The 26,330-nt window shown below is 71.3% G+C and carries 23 protein-coding genes; 18 read left to right on the top strand and 5 right to left on the bottom strand.

Annotated features, from left to right (window positions below; genetic code table 11):
* Positions 1 to 80 precede the first annotated feature (80 nt).
* Entirely contained in the window at positions 81 to 455 is a 375-nt protein-coding gene (locus OHN74_RS40550; protein WP_327699559.1) for a DUF488 domain-containing protein, read from the top strand.
* Here the strand turns inward: OHN74_RS40550 and OHN74_RS40545 are convergent.
* Together OHN74_RS40545 and OHN74_RS40540 are read right to left on the bottom strand one after the other, a co-directional pair.
* Complete coding sequence (locus OHN74_RS40545; RefSeq protein WP_327699558.1) at positions 452 to 2,125, bottom strand: FAD-binding dehydrogenase; 1,674 nt, start codon at positions 2,123 to 2,125, stop codon at positions 452 to 454. The two genes, OHN74_RS40550 and OHN74_RS40545, sit on opposite strands and share 4 nt — an antisense overlap.
* A 17-nt stretch (positions 2,126 to 2,142) precedes the next feature.
* Positions 2,143 to 2,784, bottom strand: a complete 642-nt coding sequence (locus OHN74_RS40540; RefSeq protein ID WP_327699557.1) for a TetR/AcrR family transcriptional regulator — start codon at positions 2,782 to 2,784, stop codon at positions 2,143 to 2,145.
* Between the two features lie 124 nt (positions 2,785 to 2,908).
* Between OHN74_RS40540 and OHN74_RS40535 the strand changes: the two genes are divergently transcribed.
* From OHN74_RS40535 to OHN74_RS40525, 3 genes are all read left to right on the top strand, one after another.
* The gene (locus OHN74_RS40535) at positions 2,909 to 3,535 is read left to right on the top strand and encodes an alpha-ketoglutarate-dependent dioxygenase AlkB (protein ID WP_327699556.1); all 627 of its coding nucleotides are present in this window, start codon (positions 2,909 to 2,911) and stop codon (positions 3,533 to 3,535) included.
* Positions 3,536 to 3,626: 91 nt separating this feature from the next.
* A complete protein-coding gene (locus tag OHN74_RS40530) occupies positions 3,627 to 4,367 on the top strand; it encodes an MBL fold metallo-hydrolase (protein ID WP_327699555.1) in 741 nt (246 codons plus the stop codon).
* Positions 4,368 to 4,421: 54 nt separating this feature from the next.
* Positions 4,422 to 5,678 (top strand): DUF4032 domain-containing protein, encoded by a 1,257-nt coding sequence (locus OHN74_RS40525; RefSeq protein ID WP_327699554.1) that lies wholly within the window; start codon positions 4,422 to 4,424, stop codon positions 5,676 to 5,678.
* Between the two features lies 1 nt (position 5,679).
* Here the strand turns inward: OHN74_RS40525 and OHN74_RS40520 are convergent, their stop codons facing one another.
* Positions 5,680 to 6,552, bottom strand: coding sequence for a universal stress protein (locus tag OHN74_RS40520; protein ID WP_327699553.1), 873 nt, complete (start codon positions 6,550 to 6,552; stop codon positions 5,680 to 5,682).
* A 59-nt stretch (positions 6,553 to 6,611) separates the two neighbouring features.
* On the opposite strand from OHN74_RS40520, the gene OHN74_RS40515 reads away from it, so the two are divergent.
* The 9 genes from OHN74_RS40515 (at position 6,612) to OHN74_RS40470 (ending at position 17,193) form a co-directional block, all read left to right on the top strand.
* On the top strand, positions 6,612 to 6,965 hold the full coding sequence (locus OHN74_RS40515) for a VOC family protein (protein WP_327699552.1): 354 nt from the start codon (positions 6,612 to 6,614) through the stop codon (positions 6,963 to 6,965).
* Between the two features lie 484 nt (positions 6,966 to 7,449).
* Positions 7,450 to 7,728 (top strand): ankyrin repeat domain-containing protein, encoded by a 279-nt coding sequence (locus OHN74_RS40510; protein ID WP_327699551.1) that lies wholly within the window; start codon positions 7,450 to 7,452, stop codon positions 7,726 to 7,728.
* A gap of 205 nt (positions 7,729 to 7,933) precedes the next feature.
* The gene (locus tag OHN74_RS40500) at positions 7,934 to 8,458 is read left to right on the top strand and encodes a DUF3592 domain-containing protein (protein ID WP_327699550.1); all 525 of its coding nucleotides are present in this window, start codon (positions 7,934 to 7,936) and stop codon (positions 8,456 to 8,458) included.
* A 144-nt stretch (positions 8,459 to 8,602) separates the two neighbouring features.
* The gene (locus OHN74_RS40495) at positions 8,603 to 9,004 is read left to right on the top strand and encodes a Mu transposase domain-containing protein (protein ID WP_443060517.1); all 402 of its coding nucleotides are present in this window, start codon (positions 8,603 to 8,605) and stop codon (positions 9,002 to 9,004) included.
* Positions 9,005 to 9,129: 125 nt separating this feature from the next.
* Positions 9,130 to 9,999 (top strand): calcium-binding protein, encoded by an 870-nt coding sequence (locus tag OHN74_RS40490; protein WP_327699549.1) that lies wholly within the window; start codon positions 9,130 to 9,132, stop codon positions 9,997 to 9,999.
* A gap of 673 nt (positions 10,000 to 10,672) precedes the next feature.
* Entirely contained in the window at positions 10,673 to 12,346 is a 1,674-nt protein-coding gene (locus OHN74_RS40485; RefSeq protein ID WP_327699548.1) for an FAD-dependent oxidoreductase, read from the top strand.
* Positions 12,343 to 13,830 (top strand): ATP-binding protein, encoded by a 1,488-nt coding sequence (locus tag OHN74_RS40480; protein WP_327699547.1) that lies wholly within the window; start codon positions 12,343 to 12,345, stop codon positions 13,828 to 13,830. The genes OHN74_RS40485 and OHN74_RS40480 overlap by 4 nt, the downstream gene beginning before the upstream one ends.
* On the top strand, positions 13,827 to 14,177 hold the full coding sequence (locus OHN74_RS40475) for a UBP-type zinc finger domain-containing protein (protein WP_327699546.1): 351 nt from the start codon (positions 13,827 to 13,829) through the stop codon (positions 14,175 to 14,177). The genes OHN74_RS40480 and OHN74_RS40475 overlap by 4 nt, the downstream gene beginning before the upstream one ends.
* 46 nt (positions 14,178 to 14,223) lie before the next feature.
* Positions 14,224 to 17,193, top strand: coding sequence for a helix-turn-helix transcriptional regulator (locus OHN74_RS40470; RefSeq protein ID WP_327699545.1), 2,970 nt, complete (start codon positions 14,224 to 14,226; stop codon positions 17,191 to 17,193).
* Positions 17,194 to 17,218: 25 nt separating this feature from the next.
* Here the strand turns inward: OHN74_RS40470 and OHN74_RS40465 are convergent, their stop codons facing one another.
* Positions 17,219 to 18,391, bottom strand: a complete 1,173-nt coding sequence (locus OHN74_RS40465; protein WP_327699544.1) for an ROK family transcriptional regulator — start codon at positions 18,389 to 18,391, stop codon at positions 17,219 to 17,221.
* 177 nt (positions 18,392 to 18,568) lie between these two features.
* On the opposite strand from OHN74_RS40465, the gene OHN74_RS40460 reads away from it, so the two are divergent.
* Both OHN74_RS40460 and OHN74_RS40455 read left to right on the top strand, forming a co-directional pair.
* Positions 18,569 to 20,698, top strand: coding sequence for an alpha-galactosidase (locus tag OHN74_RS40460; RefSeq protein WP_327699543.1), 2,130 nt, complete (start codon positions 18,569 to 18,571; stop codon positions 20,696 to 20,698).
* 113 nt (positions 20,699 to 20,811) lie between these two features.
* Positions 20,812 to 22,329: a CAP domain-containing protein gene (locus OHN74_RS40455; protein WP_327699542.1), complete on the top strand. Its 1,518-nt coding sequence runs from the start codon at positions 20,812 to 20,814 to the stop codon at positions 22,327 to 22,329.
* 26 nt (positions 22,330 to 22,355) lie between these two features.
* Here the strand turns inward: OHN74_RS40455 and OHN74_RS40450 are convergent, their stop codons facing one another.
* Positions 22,356 to 23,171 (bottom strand): SAM-dependent methyltransferase, encoded by an 816-nt coding sequence (locus OHN74_RS40450; protein WP_327699541.1) that lies wholly within the window; start codon positions 23,169 to 23,171, stop codon positions 22,356 to 22,358.
* Between the two features lie 176 nt (positions 23,172 to 23,347).
* On the opposite strand from OHN74_RS40450, the gene OHN74_RS40445 reads away from it, so the two are divergent.
* From OHN74_RS40445 to OHN74_RS40435, 3 genes are all read left to right on the top strand, one after another.
* On the top strand, positions 23,348 to 24,025 hold the full coding sequence (locus tag OHN74_RS40445; protein WP_327699540.1) for an AIM24 family protein: 678 nt from the start codon (positions 23,348 to 23,350) through the stop codon (positions 24,023 to 24,025).
* Between the two features lie 185 nt (positions 24,026 to 24,210).
* Positions 24,211 to 25,257, top strand: coding sequence for a tetratricopeptide repeat protein (locus OHN74_RS40440; RefSeq protein ID WP_327700437.1), 1,047 nt, complete (start codon positions 24,211 to 24,213; stop codon positions 25,255 to 25,257).
* Complete coding sequence (locus tag OHN74_RS40435; protein WP_327699539.1) at positions 25,254 to 26,312, top strand: polyprenyl synthetase family protein; 1,059 nt, start codon at positions 25,254 to 25,256, stop codon at positions 26,310 to 26,312. The genes OHN74_RS40440 and OHN74_RS40435 overlap by 4 nt, the downstream gene beginning before the upstream one ends.
* The last annotated feature ends 18 nt before the right edge of the window (positions 26,313 to 26,330 follow it).

The following is a 26,330-nucleotide window of genomic DNA, read 5'->3' as shown; positions in this document are numbered from 1 at the left end:
GTCAAGTTGCGGGCCCCGGCGGACGAACGCATCATTCTTTCGGTCACCGCACCCGCATTCCACCCCGCCGGAGGCCCCTCGTGACCGTCCGCGTCCGCCGTGTCTACGAACCGCCCGCGCCGGACGACGGCGTACGCGTACTGGTCGACCGGCTCTGGCCGCGCGGCCTGTCCAAGGACGCGGCGCAGATCCACGAGTGGCCGAAGGCGCTGACCCCGTCGACCGAACTGCGCCGCTGGTACCACTCCCAGGAGGACGCGGCCGACGCCTACGAGGAGTTCCGGCGCCGGTACGAGGCGGAGCTGGCCGCGCCAGAGGCGGCCGAACCCCTGCACGCACTCCATGAACTGGCGGCCAGGGGCCCGGCGACGCTTGTTACCGCCGCCAAGGCCCCCGAGCGGAGCCACGCCTCGGTGCTCGCCGGACTACTGACTTCCGGCGACGGGGAACCCTAGGCCGTCGCCCGTGCCGCCGCTCTCCCCGCCGCGCGGCCCGAGAACAGACAGCCGCCGAGGAACGTGCCCTCCAGCGCGTTGTAGCCGTGCACGCCACCGCCGCCGAAGCCGGCGACCTCTCCGGCCGCGTACAGCCCCTCGACGGGCTCGCCCGTCGCACCCAGCGCCCGTGAGTCGAGGTCCGTCTGGATACCGCCGAGGGTCTTGCGGGTGAGGGTGTGGAGTTTGACGCCGACGAGCGGACCGGCCTCGGGGTCGAGGATGCGATGCGGGGAGGCGGTGCGGCCGAGCCGGTCACCGATGTAGCGGCGGGAGTTGCGGATGCCCTGGATCTGCGCGTCCTTGCTGTACGGGTTGGCGATCTGGAGGTCACGGGCCTCGATCTGGCGGCGCACCTGAGCCACGTCGAGGAGCGGTTTGTCGGTCAACCCGTTCATTTTCCCGATGAGTTGGTCGAGGGTGTCGGCGACCACGAAGTCCGCGCCGTGCTTCACGAAGTCGGCCACCGGGCCGGGGGCGCCCTTGCCGAGGATGCGCTCCTTGAGGAACGCCTTGCGGTTCTTGGCGGTGATGTCGGGGTTCTGCTCGGAGCCCGACAGGGCGAACTCCTTCTCGATGATCCGCTGGGTGAGGATGAACCAGGAGTGGTCGTGCTCGGCGATGTCCTCGGTGGTGCGCAGGTACTTGAGGGTGCCGAGGGTGTCGTACCCGGGCAGGCAGGGGTCGGGCAGACGGCGGCCGAGCGCGTCGAACCACATGGAGGACGGGCCGGGCAGGATGCGGATGCCGTGGCCGGGCCAGATCGGGCTCCAGTTCTGGATGCCCTCGGTGTAGTGCCACATGCGGTCGCGGTTGACCAGCCGGACACCGGCCTCGGCGCTGATGTCGAGCATCCGTCCGTCGACGTAGGCGGGCACACCGGTGACCATGTTGGCGGGTGCCGTGCCGAGCCGCTCGGGCCAGTACCGGCGCACGATGTCGTGGTTGGCGCCGATGCCACCGGTGGTGACGATCACGGCCTGGGCGGTGAGTTCGAAGTCGCCGATGCGGTCCCGGTTGGACGCCACTCCGCGCGGCGAGGTGTCCTCGGCGAGGACCGTGCCGCGTACCCCGCGCACGGCGCCCTCCGTGACGACGAGTTCGTCGACCTGGTGACGGTGGTAGAAGGTCAGCAGTCCGGCGCGGGACGCCTCCTTGGCGCTGAGCACGAAGGGTTCGACGACTCCGGTGCCCGTGCCCCACGACACGTGGAAGCGGGGTACGGAGTTGCCGTGACCGTGGGCGCGCAGGTCACCGCGTTCCGCCCAGCCGACCGTCGGCAGGAACGAGATGCCGTGACCGGCGAGCCAGGACCGCTTCTCCCCCGCGGCGAACTCGACGTAGGCGCGCGCCCATTTCACCGCCCAGGAGTCCTCGTCGTCGACCCGGTCGAACTGTGCGCTGCCCTGCCAGTCGCTCCAGGCGAGGTCGAAGGAGTCCTTGATGCCTACGCGTCTCTGCTCCGGTGAGTCGACGAGGAACAGCCCGCCGAACGACCAGAAGGCCTGTCCGCCGAGGTTGGCGGCGTTCTCCTGGTCGACGAGCGCGACCCGCCGGCCCTTGCTGGTCAGCTCGTGTGCCGCGACCAGTCCGGCGAGGCCGGCTCCGACGACGATGACGTCCGCATCCATGGCGACCGTTCCCTTTCTCATCCGCCGCTGCGCGCGGCCGGGTTGTCGCTGCCGTCGGTGAGCAGTGCGGTGAGCAGCTGCTTGAGCCACGCGCGTGCGTGCTCGACGTCCTTGTCCAGCAGCAGTTGGGTCGTGACCCCGTCGTACGCGGCGATCACCGCGTGGGCGGCGCCCTCGGTGTCGCCGAGTACGGCGGGCAGTTCGGTGTGTCCGGTGGCGCGGGCGAGCCGGTCCGCGACGGCTCGTCGCAGCCGCTCGCGGTGTTCCAGGAGGGTCTGGGCGACTGCGGGGTCCCGGGCCGCGTGGACCAGGAAGTCGGTCTTGACCAGCAGCCAGTCCAGGTCGAGCAGCAGGACCTCGGTGACCCGGTCGACGGCCGCGGGGACGTCGAGATCCGGGCCGTCCAGGGCGAGCGCGCCCGCGACCTGGTCGGCGATCAGGCCCGCGCGTTCCCCGTAGAGGGCGAAGAACAGCTCGTCGAGGCTGTCGAAGTTCGAGTAGAAGGCACCTCTGCTGTAGCCGGCGGCCTCGCAGACCTCCTCGATGGAGACCCGCCCGAACCCCTTCGCGGCGAACACCTCGAACGCGGCCTGCAGCAGATTCGCCCGCGTTCGCACGCGCCGCTTCGTCACGCGCCCCGTCGTTCCCTCGACCGCCATGTCGCCCTCCGTTCGATACAGGAATGTATCCGATGCATCGATGTATCCAAAGGGTTCGCGGGCATGAGATCTCGCCACCCAACAGATAGGAACACCTATTCGAATACAGGAGTACGCTGCCCCTATGACCGCGCATCTCCAGGGTTCCCTCTTCGACCAGACCGACGAACTCCGGCTCGGCGCACTGGCCGGAACACGCCGCACACAGCTGGGTCACGGCGCCTGGATCGACGAGCTGCCCGGCTGGCTCCACGGGGCCGACGCCCTGTTCGAACAGCTGGCGGCCGAGGTCCCGTGGCGGGCCGAGCGCCGGAAGATGTACGACCACGTCGTGGACGTACCTCGGCTGCTGGCCTTCTACGGCGAGGCGGAGACGCTGCCGCATCCGGTGCTGACCCGGGCGCGGGACGCGCTCGGCGCCCACTACGCGGCCGAGCTCGGGGAGCCGTTCACCACGGCCGGGCTCTGCTACTACCGGGACGGACGGGACAGCGTCGCCTGGCACGGGGACCGGATCGGGCGCGGCGCGCGCGAGGACACCATGGTCGCGATCCTCTCCGTGGGCGCGCCGCGCGACCTACTGCTGCGGCCGGTGCGCGGTGGTGAGACGGTGCGGCGTCCGCTGGGGCACGGGGACCTGATCGTGATGGGCGGTTCCTGCCAGCGGACCTGGGAGCACGCGGTTCCCAAGAGCGCGCGGGCCGCCGGACCACGGATCAGTGTCCAGTTCCGGCCGCGCGGCGTGCAGTGAGGCACCGGGCTGTGTGCCCCGTCGTGATCCACTCCCCCGCCGTCTGATTTGCTGTGCGTCATCCGGCAGCGAACTGCAGAACGGGAAGATCATGCGGGCAGACGTCCAGCAAGTCGCCGATGGCATTTACCTCGTACACGGAAGCAACACCAACTGGGTGATCCTCACCGAGGGGGGCGCCGCCACCCTGATCGACACCGGATACCCGGGCGATCGGCAGCTGGTCCTCGACTCGCTCGCGCAGGTGGGCAGTTCACCGGAGGCGGTCGCGGCGATACTCGTCACGCACGCCCACAACGACCACATCGGCTCGGCCGAGCACCTGCGTTCCACGTACGGCACGCCGGTGTTCACCCACGAGGCCGAAGTACCGCACGCGCGCCGGGACTTCCTGCATCAGGTGAGCGTCGGCGAGGTGCTGAAGAACGGGTGGCGGCCGGGGGTACTCCCCTGGGCGGTGCACGCGATCCGCTCCGGCGGCACCGCGCAGGTGCCGGTCGCCGAGCCGCAGCCGTTCCCGGAGGCACTCGACCTGCCGGGCGGCCCCGTCCCCGTCCACACCCCCGGGCACACCGACGGGCACTGCGCCTTCCACCTCCCGGACGCCGGAGTCGTGGTCTCCGGCGACGCCCTGGTAAGCGGGCACCCGACCTCCCGGCTCAAGGGCCCCCAGCTGCTGCCCGACATGTTCCACCGCGAGCGCGAGCGTGCGGTCGCCTCCCTGGACCTGCTCGAAAAGCTCGCGGCCGACGTCGTACTGCCCGGCCATGGGCCCGTGCACCGCGGCAGCGTGCGGGAGGCGGCCCGGCAGGCGCGGGAGCGGGCGCTTTGAGGCGGCGCTCTACAGTGAGGTGACGATCACCAGCGGAACGAGAACGGTCGACCCATGGCATTGCAGATCAGCGCCACCAATCCCGAGCACCCGGCACTCCTGCTCGAACTGCCGTGGCACCTCCCCCTGGAGGAGTGGCCCGACCGCTACCTCGTGCCGCTGCCGCGCGGTATCTCCCGGCACGTCGTGCGCTACGCGCGCGCCGGCGACGAGGTGATCGCCGTCAAGGAGCTGGCGGAACGCCCCGCCCTGCGCGAGTACGAGCTGCTGCGGGACCTGGACCGGCTCGGCATCCCGGCCGTCGACCCCCTGGCCGTGGTCACCGGCCGCGCCACCGAGGAGGGCGGCCACCTGGAGCCGGTGCTGATCACCCGGCACCTCGGCGGCTCCATGCCGTACCGCTCGATGTTCGAGACCACGATGCGCCCGGCCACCATGCACCGGCTGATGGACGCGCTGGCCGTCCTGCTGGTCCGGCTCCACCTCGCCGGGTTCGCCTGGGGCGACTGCTCCCTGTCCAACACCCTCTTCCGGCGTGACGCGGGCGCGTACGCCGCCTACCTGGTCGACGCCGAGACGGGCGATCTGCATCCGCAGCTCAGCGACGGCCAGCGCGAGTACGACCTGGACCTCGCCCGCGTCAACATCAGCGGGGAGCTGCTGGACCTGGAGGCGTCCGGGGCGCTGCACCCCTCCGTGGACCCGATCGAGTTCGGTATGGAGATCTGCGCCCGCTACCAGCGGCTGTGGCAGGAGCTGACCCGCACCTCCGTCTATCCGGCGGGCAAGTACCACTACATCGAGCGCCGCATCCGGCGTCTCAACGAGCTCGGTTTCGACGTGGCCGAGATGCAGATCGAGCACTCCTCGAACGGCGACACGGTGACCTTCGTACCGAAGGTCGTCGACGCCGGCCACCATCAGCGGCAGCTGCTGCGGCTGACCGGGCTCGACACCGAGGAGAACCAGGCGCGGCGCCTCCTCGGCGACCTGGAGAGCTGGATGGCCACCCAGGACGACTACGAGCCGGGCGATCCCCTCGGCGCCAGCCCGGAGGTGCTCGCGCACCGCTGGGTGCGGGAGGTGTTCCGGCCGACCGTGCGGGAGGTGCCCCGCGAACTGCGCGGGAACGTGGATCCCGCCGAGATCTACCACCAGCTCCTGGAGCACCGCTGGTTCCTCTCCGAGCGGGCGCAGCACGACATCGGCCTGGACACGGCGGTCAAGGACTACATCGTCAACATCCTGCCCAAGGCCCGCCAGGCGCTGCCGCTGCCGACGGACGAGGAGACAGCGGCGCCGCCCGTCTGAGTCACTCGTGCGGGACGACGGCCACCGGGCAGTGCGCGTGGTGCAGTACGCCGTGGGCGACCGAGCCGATCCGCGCGCCCACGGCCGAGCGGTGGGCGCGCCGCCCGACGACCAGGAGCTGCGCCCGGGAGGCCACGGAGAGCAGCACCTCCCCCGCGCTGCCCATCTCCACGTGCTGGGTGACCGCCACCTCGGGGAAGCGCTCACGCCACGGTTCCAGGGCGGCGGCGAGCGCGTTCTTCTCGTACGGTTCCATGCCCCCGGCCTCGTCGAGGAGCTTCAGCGAACCCGGGCTGTACGCGAACACCGGCGGCAGGCTCCAGGCCCGTACGACGCGAACGATCGCGCCACGAGCCGCCGCGGCCTCGAACGCGAACCGCAGGGCCGGCCCGCTCTCCTCCGGGTCGCCCTGCTGCCCCACGACGACCTCACGCCCGGCGGCCTCGTCGGAGGCGCGGTCCTCCGCGCGGACGAGGACGACGGGCCGCTCGGACTCGGCGATCACGTGCTGCCCGACCGAGCCGAGCAGGAACCCCACGACGGCCCCGTGCCCACGTGAGCCGAGCACCAGCATCTCGGCCTGCGCCGCGGCCCCGGCGAGCGCGTGCGCCGCGTTGCCCTCGACCACGTCGACGGTCAGGTCCAGCTCCGGATGGCGTTCGGCGACGCTCCGCGCGGCCTCGTCCACACCGTCCCGCACCCACTGGTCGTGGGTCTCACGGGTCCCGGCCCCGAACGCCTGGTCCGGCACCAGCTGCCAGGCATGCACCACACGCAGCGCGAGGCCACGCCGTACCGCCTCGCGGGCCGCCCAGGCCAGCGCCGCGTGGCTCTCGGACGTTCCGTCCACCCCTGCCGTGATCGGGCGAGTCATACGGTTCCCTCCGGGTCGTGATCATGCATACCGGGCCCAGTGTTCACTACCGTGTACCCATGACCTTGCAGTGGGAACAAGTGATCGTGGACGCGGCTGATCCGGCCGCACTGGGGCGCTGGTGGGCGGAGGCTCTCGGCTGGGCGGTCGTCGACGACTCCCCCGAGGAGTACGAGATCCGTCCGACGCCGGATCAGGTGCCGGGGCTGCTCTTCGTACGGGTCCCGGAGGCGAAGTCCGTCAAGAACAGGCTGCACCTCGACTTCCGGCCCGACGACCACCGGGCGGAGGTCGACCGCCTGCTGGCCCTCGGGGCGCGCCACGTGGACATCGGCCAGGGAGAGCAGTCCTGGACCACTCTCCAGGACCCGGAGGGCAACGAGTTCTGCGTGCTCGGCGCGCGGAGGAGCTGACCGGAACGAAGCCGGGCGATCGAACATACGGTGGAGCGAAGGCGGCGCGGCACCGGGCTGACACCACCCGGTGATTCCGACCGCTCGGGGTGGGAGACGAATGACACAGGCCCGCGGACGCAGCGCGGACCGTCATGCGCTGCTTGGGCAATCATCTGGACGGGATCTGCAGGATCCCGGAAATCGAACCACTCACGACCCAGGGCTCTTGCAGCAAAGTGCTCGTGCAGACGATCCTCCAGCCGGCCGCCGCCAGATGAGGTCCAGCGCTGCGCTTGCCGAATACCTCCTCCACGCTGCTCAGGCGGCATGTTGATACTCGTGGAGGGTGCCGCCCGGTCGCGCTCGCCGTCTTATGTCCAGACGGGGAATCCGGTCCGGGTCCTCGATCGGAGCGGGCAGCGAGTAAGACGTCATCTCAATTGGTGATTGACAGTGGAGATAGTCGCTGGCAGACGGTGTGCGGTGACGGTTGAATGCCTTGGTGAGTGACTACTGGACGCCTGCCCATGATGCGGTCGAGCACGACAATGCGGAGGCTCTGGCCCGGTTACTGGCCGACGGTGCCGATCCCGACGAGGTCTTCGGCAACATGACGCTGCTGACGCACGCCATCGATGCCGAGGGCGACAGCTCCCTGCAGGGTGGTGAGCCGCTGACGGTTCACATCACTGCTGTACTGCTGGCCTTCGGCGCTGACCCGGAGCTCGCGGATCCAGACGGTTGTACACCGCTGGACATGGCCGCCCAGTACGGACACTAGCTGGCGGTGAATCTGCTGCGGGCCCACATCAACTGGCGAGCCACCGGTAACAGATGAGCGTGCGAGCGATGCTCGTGAAGGCGAGGAAGCGCTCAGCTTTGCGCTCGTAGCGGCAGTGCGGACGACGACAGCCGGCGAGTCAGGCAGTTGGGGTCGTTGGGCCTGCCAGGCAGGACAATGAAGTGACTCGGTGGCGGGGGGAGCCATGGCGCGAGGCGGTCGACAGAACGACACGATCATCGGCGTAGGCCGCGGACGGGTCTACAGACCTCAAGACGGCGAGAGAATCCGCAGAGCCCTGGGATACACGCTGGGCCTGGTACTCGGATTACTCTTCGCCACCTTGGGTTTCTTCTTCGGCTTGGACAACGGGGCTGCACGACTGCACTTCGATGACGCCGAAAAGATTCCAGCCGTAGTGGTCGAAGCCGACTACGCCAAACTGCAGCCCAAACAACACCCCTCCTTCATCACCGTCAACCTGACTGGCGCCCATGGCATCCAGGCGTCGATCGACGACGTCATCCAAGCCCCGGACGGTCTTTCGACCGGCGATCGCGTCACCGTGCTCTACGATGCGGCACGACCCGGGCATGCCTTATTCCCCAGCCAACTCGGCTGGGCGAAGTTGATGTTCCCCGGCGGACTACTTTTCCTTGTCAGCCTTGTCCCTACCATCGGTTACGGCCTTGCGATTGCCAGGGTGGTTACCGTGCACCTCCGAAGGTGACCCCGGACGTTCCCACCGCCATCCAGGGCAGGCGTCAAGAGGTGTGGCATTCATTGTGTTAGCCGTTGTTAGAGGGTGTTCGGGGAGATTTTGCAGGCGTATGCCTCCTCCGTCGAGGAGATGGACGCCGCGTTCACGGCGTGAGTGCCCCGGCGGCGGTCGCAGATCCACAAGACGCACCGGGAGGTCATCGGCGAGCGGGCGGTCCGTGAGCACGCGGCCCTCAAACCGCTGCCGCCGACTCCGTATCTGGTGGCCGAGCGGCACCTGCGGCCAGTCGGCAAGGACTGCCTGGTCGCCTTCGGCGGCAATCTCTACTCGGTGCCCGCCCGCCGCGTCCGCCCGCGCCAGCTGGTGGAGATCCGGCCGCCGAAGTCACAGGTCATGCTGCACTCCACCGCTCCGGACGCGAGCGGCGAGACGCTGCTGGCCATGCATCCGCGGGCGGTCGGCCGCGGGGCGCGCACCGCGACGGTGACGAAGCCCGGGCGGGCCAGGCCGCAGGCAGGGTCCTTGGGCACGCCAAGACCCTGCCGTGCAGGGTGATCAGCGCGATCCAGCTCGACCAGGGCGGCGCCGGTTCGCTCCGGCGTACAACCTCAGCCCCGGGTGCGCTGTCTAACGGGTAATCAGAAACCCACGGCACCACTCCCGCGAAGGGGCTGCTCGGCATGCGTACACGGAGAAGGATCGCCACCGCGACAACCACCGCCCTCACTCTCACCCTTGTCCTGGGCGCAGCCGCGCTCACGGCTCCCGCCGTCCAGGCGGCCACTCCGGACGCGGGTACGCTGCGCGACGTCGCGCGCCACGGCGAGCGCGACCTCTGGTTCAAGGACGAGGCCGGTCAGACTAATCGGCTGACGGTGTCGATGAAGTTCGAGAGCCGCGACGATGGGAACGACGCCTACTACATCCTCACCTTCCGCGACCGCGCGCCCATCACCATCGACAGCAGTGCGGCCGAAAACTACGAGTGCGTGTACCCGTCGGCGACCGACCGCACGGTCGCCCGCTGCGCGGTCCACGTCCCGGTGGGCACCGACTTCACCGACGACTACTACATCGACCTGGGCAACGGCAACGACACCGTGTCGATCGCCGCCGACAACTACGCGTACAGCACGATCTACGGCGGCAAGGGCAACGACGTGCTGGTGGGCAACAGCCAGACCGAGCTCTACGGCCAGGACGGCAACGACCGCACCGTCGGCGGGGGCGAGCAGCGGGGCAACGGAGCGCGCGGCGGAGCCGGGAACGACGTCCTGACCGGGTGCTCCGCGTGCTACGGCGACGCCGGCAACGACTCGCTCACCGGCGACGCCGACAGCAGCCGCGTGGACGGCGGCGACGGCAACGACGTCCTGCACGGAAATTCAGGCGCCGACAACCTCTACGGTGGCAGGGGCAACGACCGCCTGTACGGCGACCGGGGCAACGACGTCCTGTGGGGCAACAGCGGCAACGACGTCCTGCACGGCGGTCCGGGCAACGACAGGCTCTCGGGCGGCCCCGGCAACGACAAGGTGTATCAGAACTAGCAGAAAGACCCGGCCGTTCCCGGCCACGGCATGCGCCGCCACCTACGACCTGAGACGCTCCTGACTGGGTCGATTGCAGTCCGCGGTGCGGCCGCCGGTTCCCCAGCCCTAGCCATTGGTAATGGTTAGGGCCCTGCTTAACGGCTGTTCGAACGAACTCTCACTATCGAGGCCGCGACCCTTGCACAAAGCACGTCACACCGGCGAGGACAGGGGCCGTTGCGGGGTTGTCGGCCTTCTTGCCCTGCTCGTACTGCCCGGTGCGGGGTGGTTCCTGTGGCAGACGTAGCCGCTCACGATCTGGGAGGAGGCAACTCTCCCGCCGGCATGGCCGACTGCCGCAGGAGCACTCCCGATCACGGCAGCAGCTGCCAGGTCCGCCCTCTCGTCTGTGGCCGGTCGGCACTGCCCTCACGATGACCTTCACCGCCGCCAAAACCGTAGCCGCCGCGGCCTTCTTCATCGGCTGGGACCTGCTGGGCGCCCGATCCCTCAAGCCCGAGCGGCAGCTCAGCGCGTCGACCCTGTTCGACCTGGTCAAGCCCGCCTTCGGCGTGGTAGCTGGATCAGGGGCGCTGGTGGCTCTCGTGGTCGCCCACCCGCAGGTACTCACGTGCTGCCCGGATCACGGTTGCCGTCGCCATGGCCCCTCCCCGTCACGTACGGTCGTTCCATGGCACCTGAGAGGTCTACCGTAGGTGTAATCATGACCGTGGACGACGATCCCGGGGTGTCCCGGGCCGTCGCCCGTGACCTGCGGCGGCGCTACGGCGAGTCGTACCGGATCGTGCGCGCGGAGTCAGGCGAGTCCGCGCTGGACGCGCTGCGGGAGCTGAAGCTGCGCGGTGATCCGGTGGCGGTGATCCTGGCCGACTACCGGATGCCGCAGATGAACGGCATCGAGTTCCTCGAACAGGCCCTGGACGTCTATCCGGGCGCGCGGCGTGTGCTGCTCACCGCGTACGCGGACACCAACGCGGCGATCGACGCGATCAACGTCGTCGACCTCGACCACTACCTCCTCAAGCCCTGGGATCCGCCGGAGGAGAAGCTCTACCCGGTGCTCGACGATCTCCTGGAGGCCTGGCGGTGCAGTGACCACCGGCCCGTGCCGAGCACCAAGGTGGTCGGTCACCGGTGGTCGGCCCGCTCGTCGGACATACGGGAGTTCCTGGCCCGCAACCAGGTGCCGTACCGCTGGTACTCCACCGAGGAACCCGAGGGGCAGCGGCTGCTGGCGGCCTGCGGCCAGGACGGGCAGCGGCTGCCGGTGGTGATCACGGCGGACGGTACGGCGCTCGTCGAGCCGGAGGTGCCCGAGCTGGCCGCGCAGGTGGGGCTGGCCACCACGCCGACGGCCGACTTCTACGACCTCGTCGTCATCGGCGGCGGCCCGGCCGGGCTGGGCGCGGCCGTGTACGGGGCCTCGGAGGGGCTTCGGACGGTGCTGGTGGAACGGTCGGCGACCGGCGGACAGGCCGGGCAGAGTTCGCGGATCGAGAACTATCTGGGCTTCCCGGACGGGGTTTCCGGCGGCCAGCTCACCGACCGGGCGCGACGCCAGGCCACGAAGTTCGGCGCCGAGATCCTCTCCGCGCGCGAGGTCACCGGCCTGGAGGTGAGCGGCGCGGCGCGGCTCGTGCGGTTCTCGGACGGGTCGGCGATCGCCGCGCACAGCGTGATCCTGGCGACCGGGGTGTCGTACCGGCAGCTGGAGGCGCCGGGCGTGACCGATCTGTCGGGCTGCGGGGTGTTCTACGGGTCGGCACTGACCGAGGCCGCCTCCTGCCAGGGCCACGACGTGTACATCGTCGGCGGCGCCAACTCGGCCGGGCAGGCGGCGATGTACCTGTCCAGGGGGGCCAAGTCGGTCACGCTGCTGGTGCGCGGAGCGGACCTCACCGCGTCGATGTCGCACTACCTGATCCAGCAGATCGCCGAGTCGCCGAACATCTCGGTGCGGGCCGGCACGGTCGTCGAGGCCGCGCACGGCGGCGACCACCTGGAGCAGCTGACGTTGCGCGACACGGCGAGCGGGCAGACCGAACTGGTCGACGCGCAGTGGCTGTTCGTGTTCATCGGCGCGGCCCCGCTGACCGACTGGCTGGACGGCACGGTACTGCGCGACGAGCGCGGGTTCATCCTCGCCGGGCCCGATATGACCGCCGACGGGCGGCCACCGGCGGACTGGGAGCTGGACCGGCCGCCGTACCACCTGGAGACCAACATCCCCGGCGTGTTCGTCGCCGGGGACGCGCGCGCGGAGTCCGCCAAGCGGGTCGCGTCCGCCGTCGGAGAGGGAGCCATGGCCGTGATGCTCGTACACCGGTATCTGGAGCAGTCGTGAGCGGCCGGTTGATGCCGTGCAGCCCCGCGGAGATCGGGGCGCTGTTCCTGTTCGAGAAGCTGACCGCCGAGCAGCTCGGCAGACTGTGCTGCGAGGGCCGGGTCGAACTGTTCGACCCGGGGCCGGTGTTCGCCGAGGGTGACCCGGCCACCTGCTTCTACGTGATGATCGAGGGGACGCTCGTCATGTCGCGCCGGGTCGGCGGCGACGACGTCGAGGTGAACCGCACGTCCCAGCCCGGGGTGTACACGGGAGCGATGCAGGCGTACCTCAAGGAGGGGACGCCGCAGAAGTACAAGAGCTCGATGCGCGTCACCGAGCCGACGCGGTTCTTCGTCCTGCCCAGCGGGACGTTCGCGGCCATCATGCAGGAGTGGTTCCCGATGGCGGTCCACCTCCTGGAAGGGCTGTTCTTCGGCACGCAGACCGCGCAGCGGGCCATCGGACAACGTGAACGGCTGCTCGCGCTGGGCTCGTTGTCCGCCGGACTGACCCATGAGCTCAACAACCCGGCCGCCGCGGCCGTACGGGCCACGTCGTCGTTGCGCGACCGGGTGGCCCACATGCGGCAGAAGCTCGGGATCATCGCCTCGGGCCCCTACCACCGCGATGCCCTGAAGTCCCTGGTCGACATCCAGGAGCGGACGGCCGAACGGGTCGCCAAGGCGCAGTCGCTGAGCCCGCTCGAAGCGTCCGACCGGGAGGACGAGGTCTCCGACTGGCTCGACGACCACGGCATCCAGGGCGGCTGGCAGATCGCGCCGACCTTCGTGCAGGGCGGCCTCGACGTCGACTGGCTGGAGCAGGTCGCGGCGGCCGTCGACGAGGAGATCCTCCAGGCCGCCATCGGCTGGCTCAACTACACGGTCGAGACAGAGCTGTTGATGTCCGAGATCGAGGACTCCACCACGCGCATCTCCCACCTCGTCGACGCCGCCAAGCAGTACTCGCAGCTGGACCGGGCCCCTTATCAGGTCGCCGACGTGCACGAACTCCTCGACAGCACGCTGCTGATGCTGTCGGGGAAGATGGGCTCGCGCGTCAAGGTCGTGAAGGACTACGACCGTTCGCTGCCGAGGATCCCGGCCTACCCCGCCGAGCTGAACCAGGTGTGGACCAATCTGATCGACAACGCGGTCTCCGCAATCAACAGCGCGGGCGGGGAAGGGACGTTGACCGTACGGACGGCACCGGTGCACGACCGGCTGCTGGTGGAGTTCCGCGACACGGGCCCGGGGGTGCCGGCGGAGATCAAGGGCCGGATCTTCGACCCGTTCTTCACCACCAAGCCGGTGGGCGAGGGCACGGGGCTGGGGCTCGACATCTCCTGGCGGATCATCGTCAACAAGCACCACGGTGACCTGAAGGTCGAGTCCGTACCGGGTGACACCCGCTTCCAGGTGCTGCTCCCCCTCACCGCCGCCGACCCCGAAACCGACACCGACACCGCCGGGGCCTCCGACCCGGCTCAGGAGCCGTCATGACAAAGGACACCGGAATCGACCCCAGCGTCCCGCCCAGCGGTGCCGGATGCGTCGAGTGCGACGCCGCCGGTGGCTGGTGGTTCCATCTGCGGCGCTGCGCCCAGTGCGGCCACATCGGATGCTGCGACGACTCGCCCGCCAAGCACGCCACCGGCCACTTCCGGGACACCGGTCATCCGGTGATCCGCAGTTACGAGCCCGGCGAGGCCTGGTTCTGGAACTTCGAGACGTCCGAGCTGTTCGAGGACGGGCCGCCGCTCACTCCCCCGAGCAGCCATCCGGCCGACCAGCCCGCCCCGGGACCTGCGGGACGCGTCCCGGCGAACTGGGCGGAGACCCTGCGCTGAGAGCCGGTAGGTCAGGACTGTCAGCGGTGCATGTGAGGATTCGTCTGTGCCGCAGAACCTGTTCGACACCCCGCTCATCGGCCGCGACGACGAACTGACCCGTCTCTCGGCCGTACTCGATCGCGCCCGTGTCCGTGAGCCGCGTGCCGTGCTCATCGCCGGGGACGCCGGGGTGGGCAAGACGCGGGTGCTGGCGGAGGCAGCCGGACGGGCCTCCGTGGCCGGCATGACCGTGCTCACGGGGCACTGTGTCGACCTCGGTGACGTCGGTCTGCCGTATCTGCCGTTCACCGAGATCCTGGGGGTACTGGCGGCCGACGAGCGGTTCGCGGAAGTGTTCGCCGCGCATCCCGTGGTCGGGCGGTTGCTCGGTGGCGGCGCGGAGGACGGCGAGCGGGACGCCGGTGGGCGGCTGCGGCTGTTCGAGGGGATGGCCGGGCTGCTGTCCGGCGTCACCGAGATCGCTCCGTTGCTGCTCGTCCTGGAGGACCTGCACTGGGCCGACCAGTCCTCCCGGGATCTGCTGCGGTTCCTGCTCAGCCGTGGCGTGCTCCAGGGAGCCACGGGTGGCGCGCCCGGTCACCGGCTCGCGGTGTTCGCGTCGTACCGCGCGGACGACCTCCATCGCCGCCATCCGCTGCGCCCGCTCCTCGCGGAGCTGGTGCGGCTGCCCGCCGTGGAGCGGCTGGAGCTGCGGCCGATGGCCGACGCCGAGGTCGCCCGGCTGGTGCGTGCCCTGGGCGAGGGGCCGCTGCCCGACACGACCGTCCGCCGGATCGTCGAGCGTGCCGAGGGCAACGCGTTCTACGCGGAGGAGCTGCTCGCGGCCACCGACGCGGAGTCGGGCGGCGTACCCAGCGGGCTCGCCGACGTTCTCCTCATCCGCTTCGAGCAACTGTCCGACACGGCCCAGCAGGTGGTGCGTACGGCCGCGGTCGCCGGGCGGCGCGTCGAGCACGAGCTGCTGAGCGACGCCGTCCGGCTGCCGGAGGACGAGCTGGAGTCGGCACTGCGCGAGGCGGTCGAACGGCAGCTCCTCGTCGCGGGTGAGGGCGACACGTACTCCTTCCGGCACGCGCTCGCCCGTGAGGCCGTCTACGCCGATCTGCTGCCGGGCGAGCGGTCGCGGCTGCACGGGGCGTTCGCGCGACTGCTGGCCGGACGTGGCCGCCCCGCCGAGAGTGCGGCGGAGCGCGCCCACCACTACCGGGAGAGCCACGATCCGGCCGAGGCGCTCACGGCGTCGCTGGAGGCCGCCGATCACGCCCATCGTGTCGGGGCGCCCGCGGAGGAGCTACGGCATCTGGAGGCCGCCCTGGACCTGTGGCCGGCGGTGGAGGCGGGAGCCCGTCCCGCCGGCGAGGGCCTGGACACGGTGACCCTGATGCTGCGGGCGTCCGCCGCGGCGGCGCATGCCGGGGACTCGCATCGCGCGGTGTCGCTCACCCGGGCGGCGCTCGCCGGAGTGGGCCAGGACACGGACGCCGAACTCGCGGCCCGCGTCCGCTACACGCTCGCCGACAACCTGATGAGCATCGACCATCTGTCGGCCGCGTTCGCGTACAGCAGCGAGGCCCTCGCCCTGATCCCGGCCGAGCCTCCGTCGCGGACCTGGGTGTGGGCGGCGGCCACCCATGTCATGGCGGCACGGCAGATGGGCGACAGCGACACCGCGCTGCGGGTCGCCCGGCAGGCCCTGTCCGTCGCCGAGGAGCTTCAGGCCACCGACGCGCAGGCCGACCTCATGATCTCCGTGGCCGCTCTCGAAGCAGGGGGCCGTCGCACCCCCGAGGGCCGCGAGAAGCTCCGGGAGGCCCGTGAGCTGGCCCGGCGGGCGGGCTGTTCGCCGGTGGAGATGCGGGCGCTGTTCAATCTCGCGATCGGCTGCTTCGAGTCCGGTCTCCTGGAGGAGAGCCTGCCGTGGCTCTCCGAGGGCCTGGACCGCGCCCGCCGCGCCGGTCTCCTCTCCTCGCCGTATCCCCTGGAGATGCGCTATCTGCAGTCCGTGGTGCTGTACACGCTCGGCCGTTGGGACGACTGCGCCCGCGCGGCGGCGACCGACACCGAGGTGCTTCCGGCGGCGGCCGGATTCGTGACGGGGCCTTCGTTGTACGTGTCACTGGCACGCGGTGACATGGGCGCCGCCGACCGTGCCCGGGCTCTCCTCGACGGCCCGTTCGACTGGATGGCCACGCTGGTCGCGGGCATCGTGCTCACGGACGCCGCCGCCCTGGCGGGGGACCCGGACGCGGCCGTGGAGCGTGTGCACAGCACGGTGAAGGCGCTCACCGACGACGCCGGGGCGCTTCCGGAGGTCGCGGTCCGGCTCGCCGCGCTGGCACTCGCCGCCGTCGCCGACACGGCCGTCCGGCTGCGCCGGTCCGGCGACGAGGCGGGGACGCTGCGCTGGACTCGTACGGCCGCCGAACTGCTGGAGCTGGCCCGGGCCCGGGCGACGTACGGCCGAGACGGCGCCCCGCAGGGTCCGGAAGGCCTGGCCTGGCTGGCTCGTGCCGAGGCGGAGTGGGCCCGGGCGACGGCCGGACCCGAGGCCGAGGCGTGGGAGCGGGCGGTCACGGCGTTCGGCTTCGGTGAGGTCTACGAACAGGCGCGCTGCCGAAGGCGGTTCGCCGAGGCCCTGCTGGCCGACGGCCGCCGTGAGGAGGCGGCCGCACAGGCCCTCGCGGTACGGGAGACGGCGGTACGTCTGGGTGCTGTGCCCCTGCTCCGGGAGGTGGACGCCCTGATCCGCCGCGGCCGGCTGACGGAGTCCTCCCCCGCCGATGCTCCCGGGGCAGCCTCGACGCCCCTCACCGCCCGTGAGCAGGACGTCCTACGGCTGCTCGCCCTCGGCCGCAGCAACCGTCAGATCGGCGAGGAGCTGTTCATCAGCGGCAAGACGGCCAGTGTCCATGTCTCCAACATCCTGGCCAAGCTGGGTGCCGCGAGCCGTGGGGAGGCGGTGGCGGTCGCCTACCGGGAAGGGCTGATCCCGGCGGCCTCGAAGGAGTCCTGACCCTGCCCCTGACCTGGTCCGTCGGCTACCGGTCCGCCCTGACGAAGGACCGGATCGCCGTCGCCGCCGCCCCGCGCGCCCACTCCTCGAAGGGCAGCGGCCTGGTCAGCAGCTCGCAGCGGGCGGCGGAGCCGAAGGCCGCGGCGGCGAACGCGTCGCGGATCTGCCCGGCGAACAGGTCGTACGCGGCCAGTCCCTCACCGGAGATGATCACGCGCTCGGGTCCGAGCAGGTTGGCCACGGTGGCGATGCCCCGCCCGATCGCCTCACCGGCCCGCGCGTACACCTCCCGCGCTCCGGGGTGGCCCGCGTGGGCCAGGGCGACAGCCTCGGCGCTGTCGGTGATCGAGGTGCCCGTGACCTCCCGGACCCTGGCGACGATCTCCGCGTCCCCCGCGAACGCCTGCAGACAGCCGCGCCGGCCGCAGTGGCAGGGCGGGCCCGCCGGATCGACGACGGCATGCCCGATCTCCCCGGCCACCCCGTGCATCCCCGCCACCACGCGCCCGTGGACCACCAGCCCGCAGCCGATGCCCGCGCCGACGGTCACCACGGCGAAGTCGGACAGCCCCACTCCGGCGCCGAACCACTGCTCGGCGACGGTGAGCGCACGCACGTCGTTGTCGACCGTGACGGGCAGCCCGGTGGTCATGGCGGCGAGTTCCGCGAGCGGCACGTCACGCCAGTCGAGGAACGGCGAGTAGCGCACGGCGCCCTCCGTCCGGTCGACCTCTCCGGCGACGGCGATTCCGCAGCCCAGCACCGGCACCCCGAAGCCGTCCGCCTCGGTGAGCAGCTCCCGCACCAGCTCCGCGACCGAGGCAAGCACCGCCTTGGGGGCACGGGCCGTAAGGGGTATGTCCCGGGCGACACGGATACGGCAGCACAGGTCGGTGAGCACGCCGAAGATCTCGTCGCCGGTGATCTTGATGCCGATGAACAGCGCCCGCCCGCCGTCGACGCGTACGAGGTTCGCGGGACGCCCCAGCGCGGGGCGGGTCTCGACGTCCGCGTCCTCGACCAGGTACCCGGCGTCGATCAGCGGGCGTACCGCCTTCGTGACGGCGGCGGCGGACAGCCCGGCGCGCCGGGCCGCGTCGGCGCGGGTGAGGGGGCCGTGGGACAGAACCGTGGTGAAGATCTGCGAGGCGGCCGGCGTACGGGCCGGAAACACCTCGGCACGGAAGGTCGAGGGCATGGCCGGAACCTAGATCGCTTATTTTCCCCTGTCAATGAAAGAAGCATCGACGAGATGAACCACCTCTGCGACGGCATCTAGACTTACGAAAGGCCGACACAGGCATCCCATTGACACATGATCCATGGTCTCGCTCGGATTCCCCGAGCTACGCCAGTTGCACGAACGTGAGGCACCATGCCGCTGATCTCCCACTCCCCGGACACCGGGGTCTGGCTGCTGACCACACCGCGCACGTCGTACGCGCTGCGGATCGACGAGACCGGCGCGCCGTGTCATCTCGCGTGGGGGCCGCGGCTGACCCTGGCGGAGGCGGGCGCGCTGGTCGCCCCGGCACAGGACATGACGAGCAGCTTCGAGGGCAGGCCTCCGGTCGGCGAGGAACTCCCCGTCGACGGCGGCACCCGCTACGGCCCGCCCTCCCTCCAGGTGCGGTACGCGGACTCCTCCCGCGCCTTCGAGTGGGTGCCCACCGGTCACCGCGTGCTCGAACCGGCGCCCGGCGTGAGCGAGTTGGTGCTGGAGTTCCGCGACCGTCTCCACCCCCTCGATGTCTCCCTGCACTACACCGTCCGCGCCGACACCGACGTCATCGAGCGCCGGACCGTGGTGCGCAACGCCGGTGACGAGCACATCGATCTGCTGCGCGCCGACTCGGCCGCCTGGACGCTGCCACCGCTGCGCGACTACCGGCTCAGCCATGTCACCGGTCAGTGGTCGGCCGAGAGTCAGCTGCGGCGCGACACACTCCCGTTCGGCGAGACGGTGCTGACCAGCCGGCGCGGCATCACCAGCCATCACGCCAACCCGTGGGTGATGCTCGACGCGGGCGGGGCGACGGAGGACCACGGCCGGGTGTGGAGCGCGGCCCTCGCCTGGAGCGGGAGTTGGCGCATCACCACGCAGCGCACCCCCGACGGGCTGGCCGGATTCACCGGGGGCGTCGGCCACGAGGGGACGAGCATTCCGCTCGCGCCGGGGCAGGAGTTCGCCACGCCGGTGTTCGCCGGACTGTGCACGGACGGCGGGTTCGGGGCGGCGAGCCGCGCCTGGCACACGTACACGACGACCCATGTGCTGCCCCGGGCACAGGAGTTGGCGCCGGTCCTCTACAACTCGTGGGAGGCGACCGGCTTCGACGTCGACGAGGCCAGCCAGAAGGCGCTGGCCGAGCGGGCCGCCCTGCTCGGGGTCGAGCTGTACGTCGTCGACGACGGCTGGTTCGGGGCGCGGCGCAGTGACCGGGCGGGGCTGGGCGACTGGACGCCGACTCCGGAGCGCTTCCCCGAGGGGCTCGGGCCGCTGGCCGACTCCGTGCACCGGCTCGGGATGCGGTTCGGGATCTGGGTCGAACCGGAGATGGTCAATCCGGACAGCGCGCTGTACCGGGAGCACCCCGACTGGGTGCTGCACGTCCCCGGCCGGGCCCGCACCGAGATGCGCAACCAGCTCGTCCTGAACTTCGCGCGGGACGAGGTGGCGGACTGGGCGTACGGCTGGCTGACCCGGCTGGTCGGGGACCACGGGGTCGACTTCCTCAAGTGGGACATGAACCGCGCCTTCGGCGAGTCGGGCTGGCCGGAGCAGCGGGACGGAAACGACCTTCTGTGGACGCGGTACGTGGCGAATCTGTACGACGTCATCGACCGGCTGCGTGCCGACCATCCGGGACTGCGGGTGGAGACGTGCAGTGGCGGCGGTGGCCGGATCGACCTCGGCATCCTGTCCCGTACGGACCAGGCGTGGACGTCCGACAACACGGACGCGGTGGACCGGCTGGTGATCCAGCACGGCTTCGGGCAGATGTATCCGGCGCGTGCGATGTCGGCGTGGGTGACCGACGTGCCCAATCAGCTCACGGCGCGTTCGGTGCCGCTGCGGTTCCGTTTCCATGCGGCGATGTGCGGGCTGCTCGGCATCGGCGGTGATCTGACGCGCTGGTCGGAGGAGGAGCTCGCGGAGGGTGCGGCGCTGGTGGCCGAGTACAAGAAGGTGCGGCATCTGGTGCAGCACGGTGAGCTGTACCGGCTGTCGGGGCCGCACGGGGAGGAGCCGACGGTGGTCCAGTACGTCGGCGAGGACGCGGCCGAGGCCCTGGTACTGGGCTTCCGGTACGGTCCTCGGCACGGTCTCCCGCGGATTCCGGTGCGGCTGCGGGGTCTCACTCCCGGCGCCCGGTACCGGGACGCGAGCACGGGTGCCGTCCACCACGCGAACGTGCTCGGCGAGTACGGCTTCCGGCTCGATCTCACACCCGGCGACTGGTCCAGCACGGCTGTGCACCTGGTGCGCGTGCGGGAGGCGTAGCCGCCGTGTTCCCCGGTCGGCTGTCGTCGGCCGGGGAACCGCGGCGCCCTGGCCGGGCGTTACAGGGGCAACGCCCCTCATGGGGCCCGAACGACGACCCCAGGGCAGGCGCGATGAGCGAGTTGGTCCCCGGGGGCAACACGCCCCTTCCCAGCGGCGCCCTCACGCTCCGGGTGCCGGGCCCGTTCGACGTGAGCGCACTCGTGACGGACGACGGCGGCAAGGTCGGCGGTGACGCGGACTTCGTGTTCTACAACCAGCCGTCGGCACCTGGAGCCCGGCTGCACGGCGACACCCTCACCGTCGATCCGGCAGCCCTGCGCCCCGGCGCCACCCGCGTCACGGTGGTCGTCAGCGCAGCCGACCCGGGTACGGCGCTGGGCGGGCTGCCCGCGCCCACAGTCCACGTCACCGGTCCCGGAGGCCGCCCCCTCGCCCGGTTCACGCCGCCGCGCCCGCAGCGGGAGACAGTGCTGCTGCTGGCGGAGCTGTACCGGCGGGGCACGGGCTGGAAGCTGCGTGCGCTGGGCCAGGGGTACGCGGACGGGCTGGCGGGCCTGGCCCGGGACTTCGGGGTGGATGTCGCGGACGACGCCTCCTCGGCCTCGGGCTCGTCGGGGTCTTCCGCGCGGCCTGCGGCGGCCGGCGCGCGTCTTCGTGCACCCGCCCGGTTGTCCGACGCCGCCTCCCGGCTGTCGGGCGCGGCCTCCCGTCTGTCGGAGGCGGCTGCCCGGCGGTCCCGGCCGACGGGCGCGCCGACACCGGCCGGGTCGGCCCGCCCGGCCACCGTGCCTGCCGCCGGTGCGTCGCCGGGGTCGCTGTACTCGGCCGCCGGAACACCGGGCCCGCCCACCTCCGCCGAAGGCTTCGTCACCCTGGTCAACTCCGCCCGGGCCACCGCCGGTTCGCCACCCGTCTCCCTCGACGCGCGGCTCTGCGCCGCCGCTCGGGCGCACGCCACCGACATGGCCTCGGCCGGCCGCCTCGGCACCGAGAGCCGGGACGGCACCTCCGTCCACCAGCGCGTCACCGCCACCGGGTACACGTATCTGACCGTCGGCGAGCATCTGGTCTCCGGCCCGCGCACGCCCGAGGAGTTCGTCGACTACTGCCTGCGCACCGAGCAGGCCCGGCGCACCCTGCACGAACCGGCGTTCACCCAGGTCGGCCTGGCGTACGTCACCGGGTCCCGCACGGGTGACACGTACTGGACCGCTCTCTGGGCCCGGCCTCTCCTGCCCGGGGACCTGGCGCGAACAGCCGTCGAGGTCACTGACCTCACCAACCGGGAGCGGGCCCGGGCCGGGCTGCCACCGCTGGCCACCGACGCCCTGCTCACCCGTGCCGCGCAGGCGCACAGTACGGACATGGTGGTCCGCGCGTTCTACTCGCACACCGGGCCCGACGGCAGCCGGCCGTGGGACCGGGCCGCCGCGGCGGGGTCCACGCGGCGGACGATCGGGGAGAACATCGCGTGCGGGCAGCGCTCCGCCGCCGAGGTCGTGGAGGGTTGGATGAACAGCCCCGGGCACCGTGCCAACATCCTCAAGCGGGAGTTCACGCACATAGGCATCGGCTTCGCGGGCGGCGGCAAGGCGGGCACGTACTGGACCCAGCTCTTCGGCGCCTGATCGCCCCTCCGGCGGTCCGCGCCCGCCTACGGCTTGCGGGCGACGCCGCCCAGGGCGATCACCTCGCCGGTCGCGGCGGCCGTCCCGGGATCCGGGCGCCAGTCGGTGATGGGGACGACACCGGGGGCCAGCAGCTCCAGCCCGTCGAAGAAACCGGCGAGCTGCCGCGGGCTCCTCAGGCGGTAGGGGGCGGCCCCGCTCTCGTTGTAGAGACGGGTGGCCTCGGCGTTGGCCTTGTTGGTGTCCACGCTGTCGTTGAAGGCGAGATGACTGCCCGACGGCAGCGCGCCCATCAGGGCGCCGACGATGGCCCGCGCCTCCTCGTAGTCGGCGATGTGCCCGCTGACCTGCATCAGCGTGAGGGCGACCGGTCGGCTGAGGTCCAGGGTCCGCGCAGCTTCCCGGAGGACGGCGTCAGGGTCGTGCAGGTCGGCGTCGACGTAGTCGGTCACGCCCTCGGGGGAGCTGGTGAGCAGGGCGGCAGCGTGGGTCAGGACAAGGGGGTCGTTGTCGACGTAGACGATGCGGGCGTCGGGGGCCACCCGCTGGGCGATCTCGTGGGTGTTGTCCGCCGTGGGCAGGCCGGTGCCGATGTCGAGGAACTGCCGGATCCCGGCCTCGCCCGCCAGTAGGCGCACCGCGCGGCCGAGGAAGGCGCGGGAGTCGCCGGCGAGGTCGGTGATGCCGGGGAAGACCTTGCGGAAGGCGTCGCCGGCCTCGTGGTCGACCGGATAGTTGTCCTTGCCGCCGAGCCAGTAGTTCCAGATCCGGGCCGAGTGCGGCACCGTCGTGTCGATCTTCTCCGGCGTCCGTGTGCCGGGGGCGGACGAGTCCTGCGTCACCGGGCAACCTCCTTGTGGGGAACCGTAGTCGGCCCTGCCCTACAACGTAGCGTCACCGACGCCGCCGACGCCGGATCGTCCGGACACAGAGAGCCCTCCGGCCGCCTTTGGCCGGGTTCTGTCCTTTCCGCGCGTTCTCCTGGCGGAACACGCACCCTCCGGGACACGATGCCCGCATGAAGGGTGACCTGTTTTCCAGTGAGTACATGGTGCAGCCGGCCACAGCGCCCGGCATGACCGCCGAGAACGCCAAGTCCATCAAGTACGCAGTCGACGGCGAGATGTTCGCCCGGCAGGGCGCGATGATCGCCTTCCGTGGCAACCTCCAGTTCGAGCGCAAGGGGCAGGGCGTCGGCGGCATGCTGAAGCGTGCGGTCACGGGCGAGGGCCTGCCCCTGATGGCGGTGCGCGGACAGGGCGAGGCGTGGTTCGCGCACGAGGCGCAGAACTGTTTCATCGTCGAGATCGACCCGGGTGACGTCTTCACGGTCAACGGCCGCAACGTGCTGTGTTTCGACGCCTCGCTGGCGTACGAGATCAAGACGGTCAAGGGGGCGGGGATCAGCGGCGGGGGCCTGTTCAACAGCGTCTTCACCGGACAGGGGCGGCTCGGGCTGGTGTGCGAGGGCAATCCGCTGGTGATTCCGGTGTCGCCGCAGTACCCGGTGTACGTCGACACGGACGCGGTCGTGGGCTGGTCGGCCGGCCTCCAGACGTCGCTGCACCGTTCGCAGTCCTTCGGCTCGATGATCCGCGGCGGCTCCGGCGAGGCCGCCCAACTGATGCTCCAGGGGGAGGGGATCGTCGTCGTACGGCCGAGCGAGGCGACCCCGCAGAAGGCCCAGCAGCACTGAGTCGACCGCGAACACGCGTCCCGGAACGTGATCTGCGCCGCACAGGCAACCTCACCACCGTCGTCCACGTCTTGATCCACGACACCGACGACCAATGGCGCGCCGCCCCGGCCCAACCGGCCGGGGCGAAATTTCGGCGCACTATACACACCATGTATACGCTGAGCGTATACCGAAAGGGCTGCATGTACGGCAAGGCATTCGCCCCGGAGTACCAGGGCGCGCTCACCAGCCTCTCGGTGAACTCCTCCCTGGTCGACGTACTCGCCGCGGGCACCGAGCAGTTGGCCGCCGCCGAGCGGGCCGGGCGGCGCGGTGAGGCCGCCCGCTCCGGACTCGCGGTCGCGGAGGCGCACCGGCGGCTCGGTCAGGTGGGCCACGCGGACCGGGCCTGGAAGGCGAGTTACCGCGCGGCCCGGGCTGCCGGGGACACGGCGGCGATGGCGTGGGCGCTGTGGAGCGGCGGCACGCTGGCCCGCCAACGCGGCGCGTTCCCGCTGGCCCGGCGGCTGCTGGGCCTCGCGGCCGAACTCGGCGAACGCGGCGACGACATCGTCGTGCGCGGATATTCGCTCGCGGGGCTGGCCGAGACCGGTCGCATCCAGGGCGACTACGAGGCGGTCGGCCGGCTGCACGAGCAGTTGCTCGCCGAGGCGCGCAGACGCGGGGAAGCACGGCACACGGTGTGGGCTCTGGAGGGCATCGCGCAGATGCACCGCAACACCGGCTCGTACGACACCGCGTACTCCATGTTCGAGGAGGCGGCCGAGATCGCCGCGGGGGCCGACGACCGGCGTGGGCACGCCTGGGCGCTGCGCGGACTCGCCGACATCGTGTCCGTACGCGACGGGGACACGGAACGTGCCCTCGCCCTGCTCTCGGAGGCGGAGAAGAGCTGCACGGCGATGAACCTGTCGAGCGCGCTGGCCTACAACCACAAGATGCGCGGCAACGTCTGCTACCGCGCCGGGCGTTACGCCGAGGCCCGCGACCTGTATCTCCAGGCCCTGGCGGAGTTCCGTGCCATGAGCGAGCCGCGCGGCGAGGCGCTGTCCCGCCTCGGACTCGCCAAGTCCCTGGCCCGCCTGGGCCGCGACCGGTCCGAGACAGCCGCCGAACTGGCCGAACTGGCCCGCGACCTGGAGCGCATCGGGCTGCGGCACGCCCGCGCGATGGTGGCGCGGGCACAGACCGAACTCGGCCTCGACACGGAAACGGAGACGGCACGATGACACCGCCGGCCCCCGAGGTCCTGGCATCGGCGGCCCCGTCCGTGCCCCAACTCCTCGACCGGTGCCGTGACCTGGTGCGTCCGGCGCTCACCGAGGCCGTCGAACAGCTGCATCCCTGGCTGGGCGAGATGGCCGCGTACTCCTTCGGCTGGTGCGAGGTGGGCGGTGCGCCCGTCGACGCGTCCGGCGGCAAGGGCGTACGCCAGGCGCTGGCCGTGCTCGGTGCGGAAGCGGCCGGGGCACCCGTACCGTCGGGGATCGCGGCGGCCGTGGCGGTGGAACTGGTGCACACCTTCTCGCTGCTGCACGACGACATCATGGACGGCGACCCGACTCGGCGCCGCCGCGCCACGGTGTGGAAGGCGTACGGCACCGGCCCGGCCGTCCTCGCGGGCGACGCGCTGCTCGCACTGGCCGTGGAGACCCTCGCGCGGACCCCGGGCGGCCCGGCGGGCACGCGGCTGCTGTCGGCCGCACTCACGGACGTGGTGTCCGGGCAGGCCGACGACCTGCTGTTCGCCGCCCGCCCATGGACCGGGCCCGAGCGGGTGCGGCCCGAGGAGTACCGGACGATGGCCGAGCGCAAGACGGGTGCGCTGCTCGGCTGCGCACTCGCACTGGGAGCCGCGCTGGGCGGTGCCCCGCCGGCAACGACGGCCGCCCTGGAGCGGGTGGGACGGCATGCCGGTACCGCCTTCCAGATGGTCGACGACGTGCTGGGCATCTGGGGCGATCCCGCCGTCACCGGCAAGCCCGTCCACGGCGATCTCCGGGAGCGCAAGAAGTCGTACCCGGTACTGGCCGCGCTCGACGCGCCGGTCCCGGCCGCCCGGCGGCTCGCCGCGCTCCTTGAGTCCGTCGACGCGCCCGACGAGGCCCTCGCGCGACGGGCGGCAGCACTCGTCACGGAGGCGGGCGGCCGTACGGCGGCCCTCGCCCAGGCCCGACGGCACCTCGCCGCCGTCGAGAACGGCCTGGCCGACCTGCCCCTGACAGGGCCCGCGGCCGGCGAGCTGCGGACGCTGCTGGGCTTCCTGGTGCGCCGCGAGCTGTGAGGCGGGCGGCGGAGATCC

It is taken from the genome of Streptomyces sp. NBC_00459 (assembly GCF_036013955.1).
GTDB lineage: Bacteria > Actinomycetota > Actinomycetes > Streptomycetales > Streptomycetaceae > Streptomyces.
The sequence above is the reverse complement of the archived record's forward strand: the minus strand, read 5'-3'. Positions and strand labels throughout refer to the sequence as shown.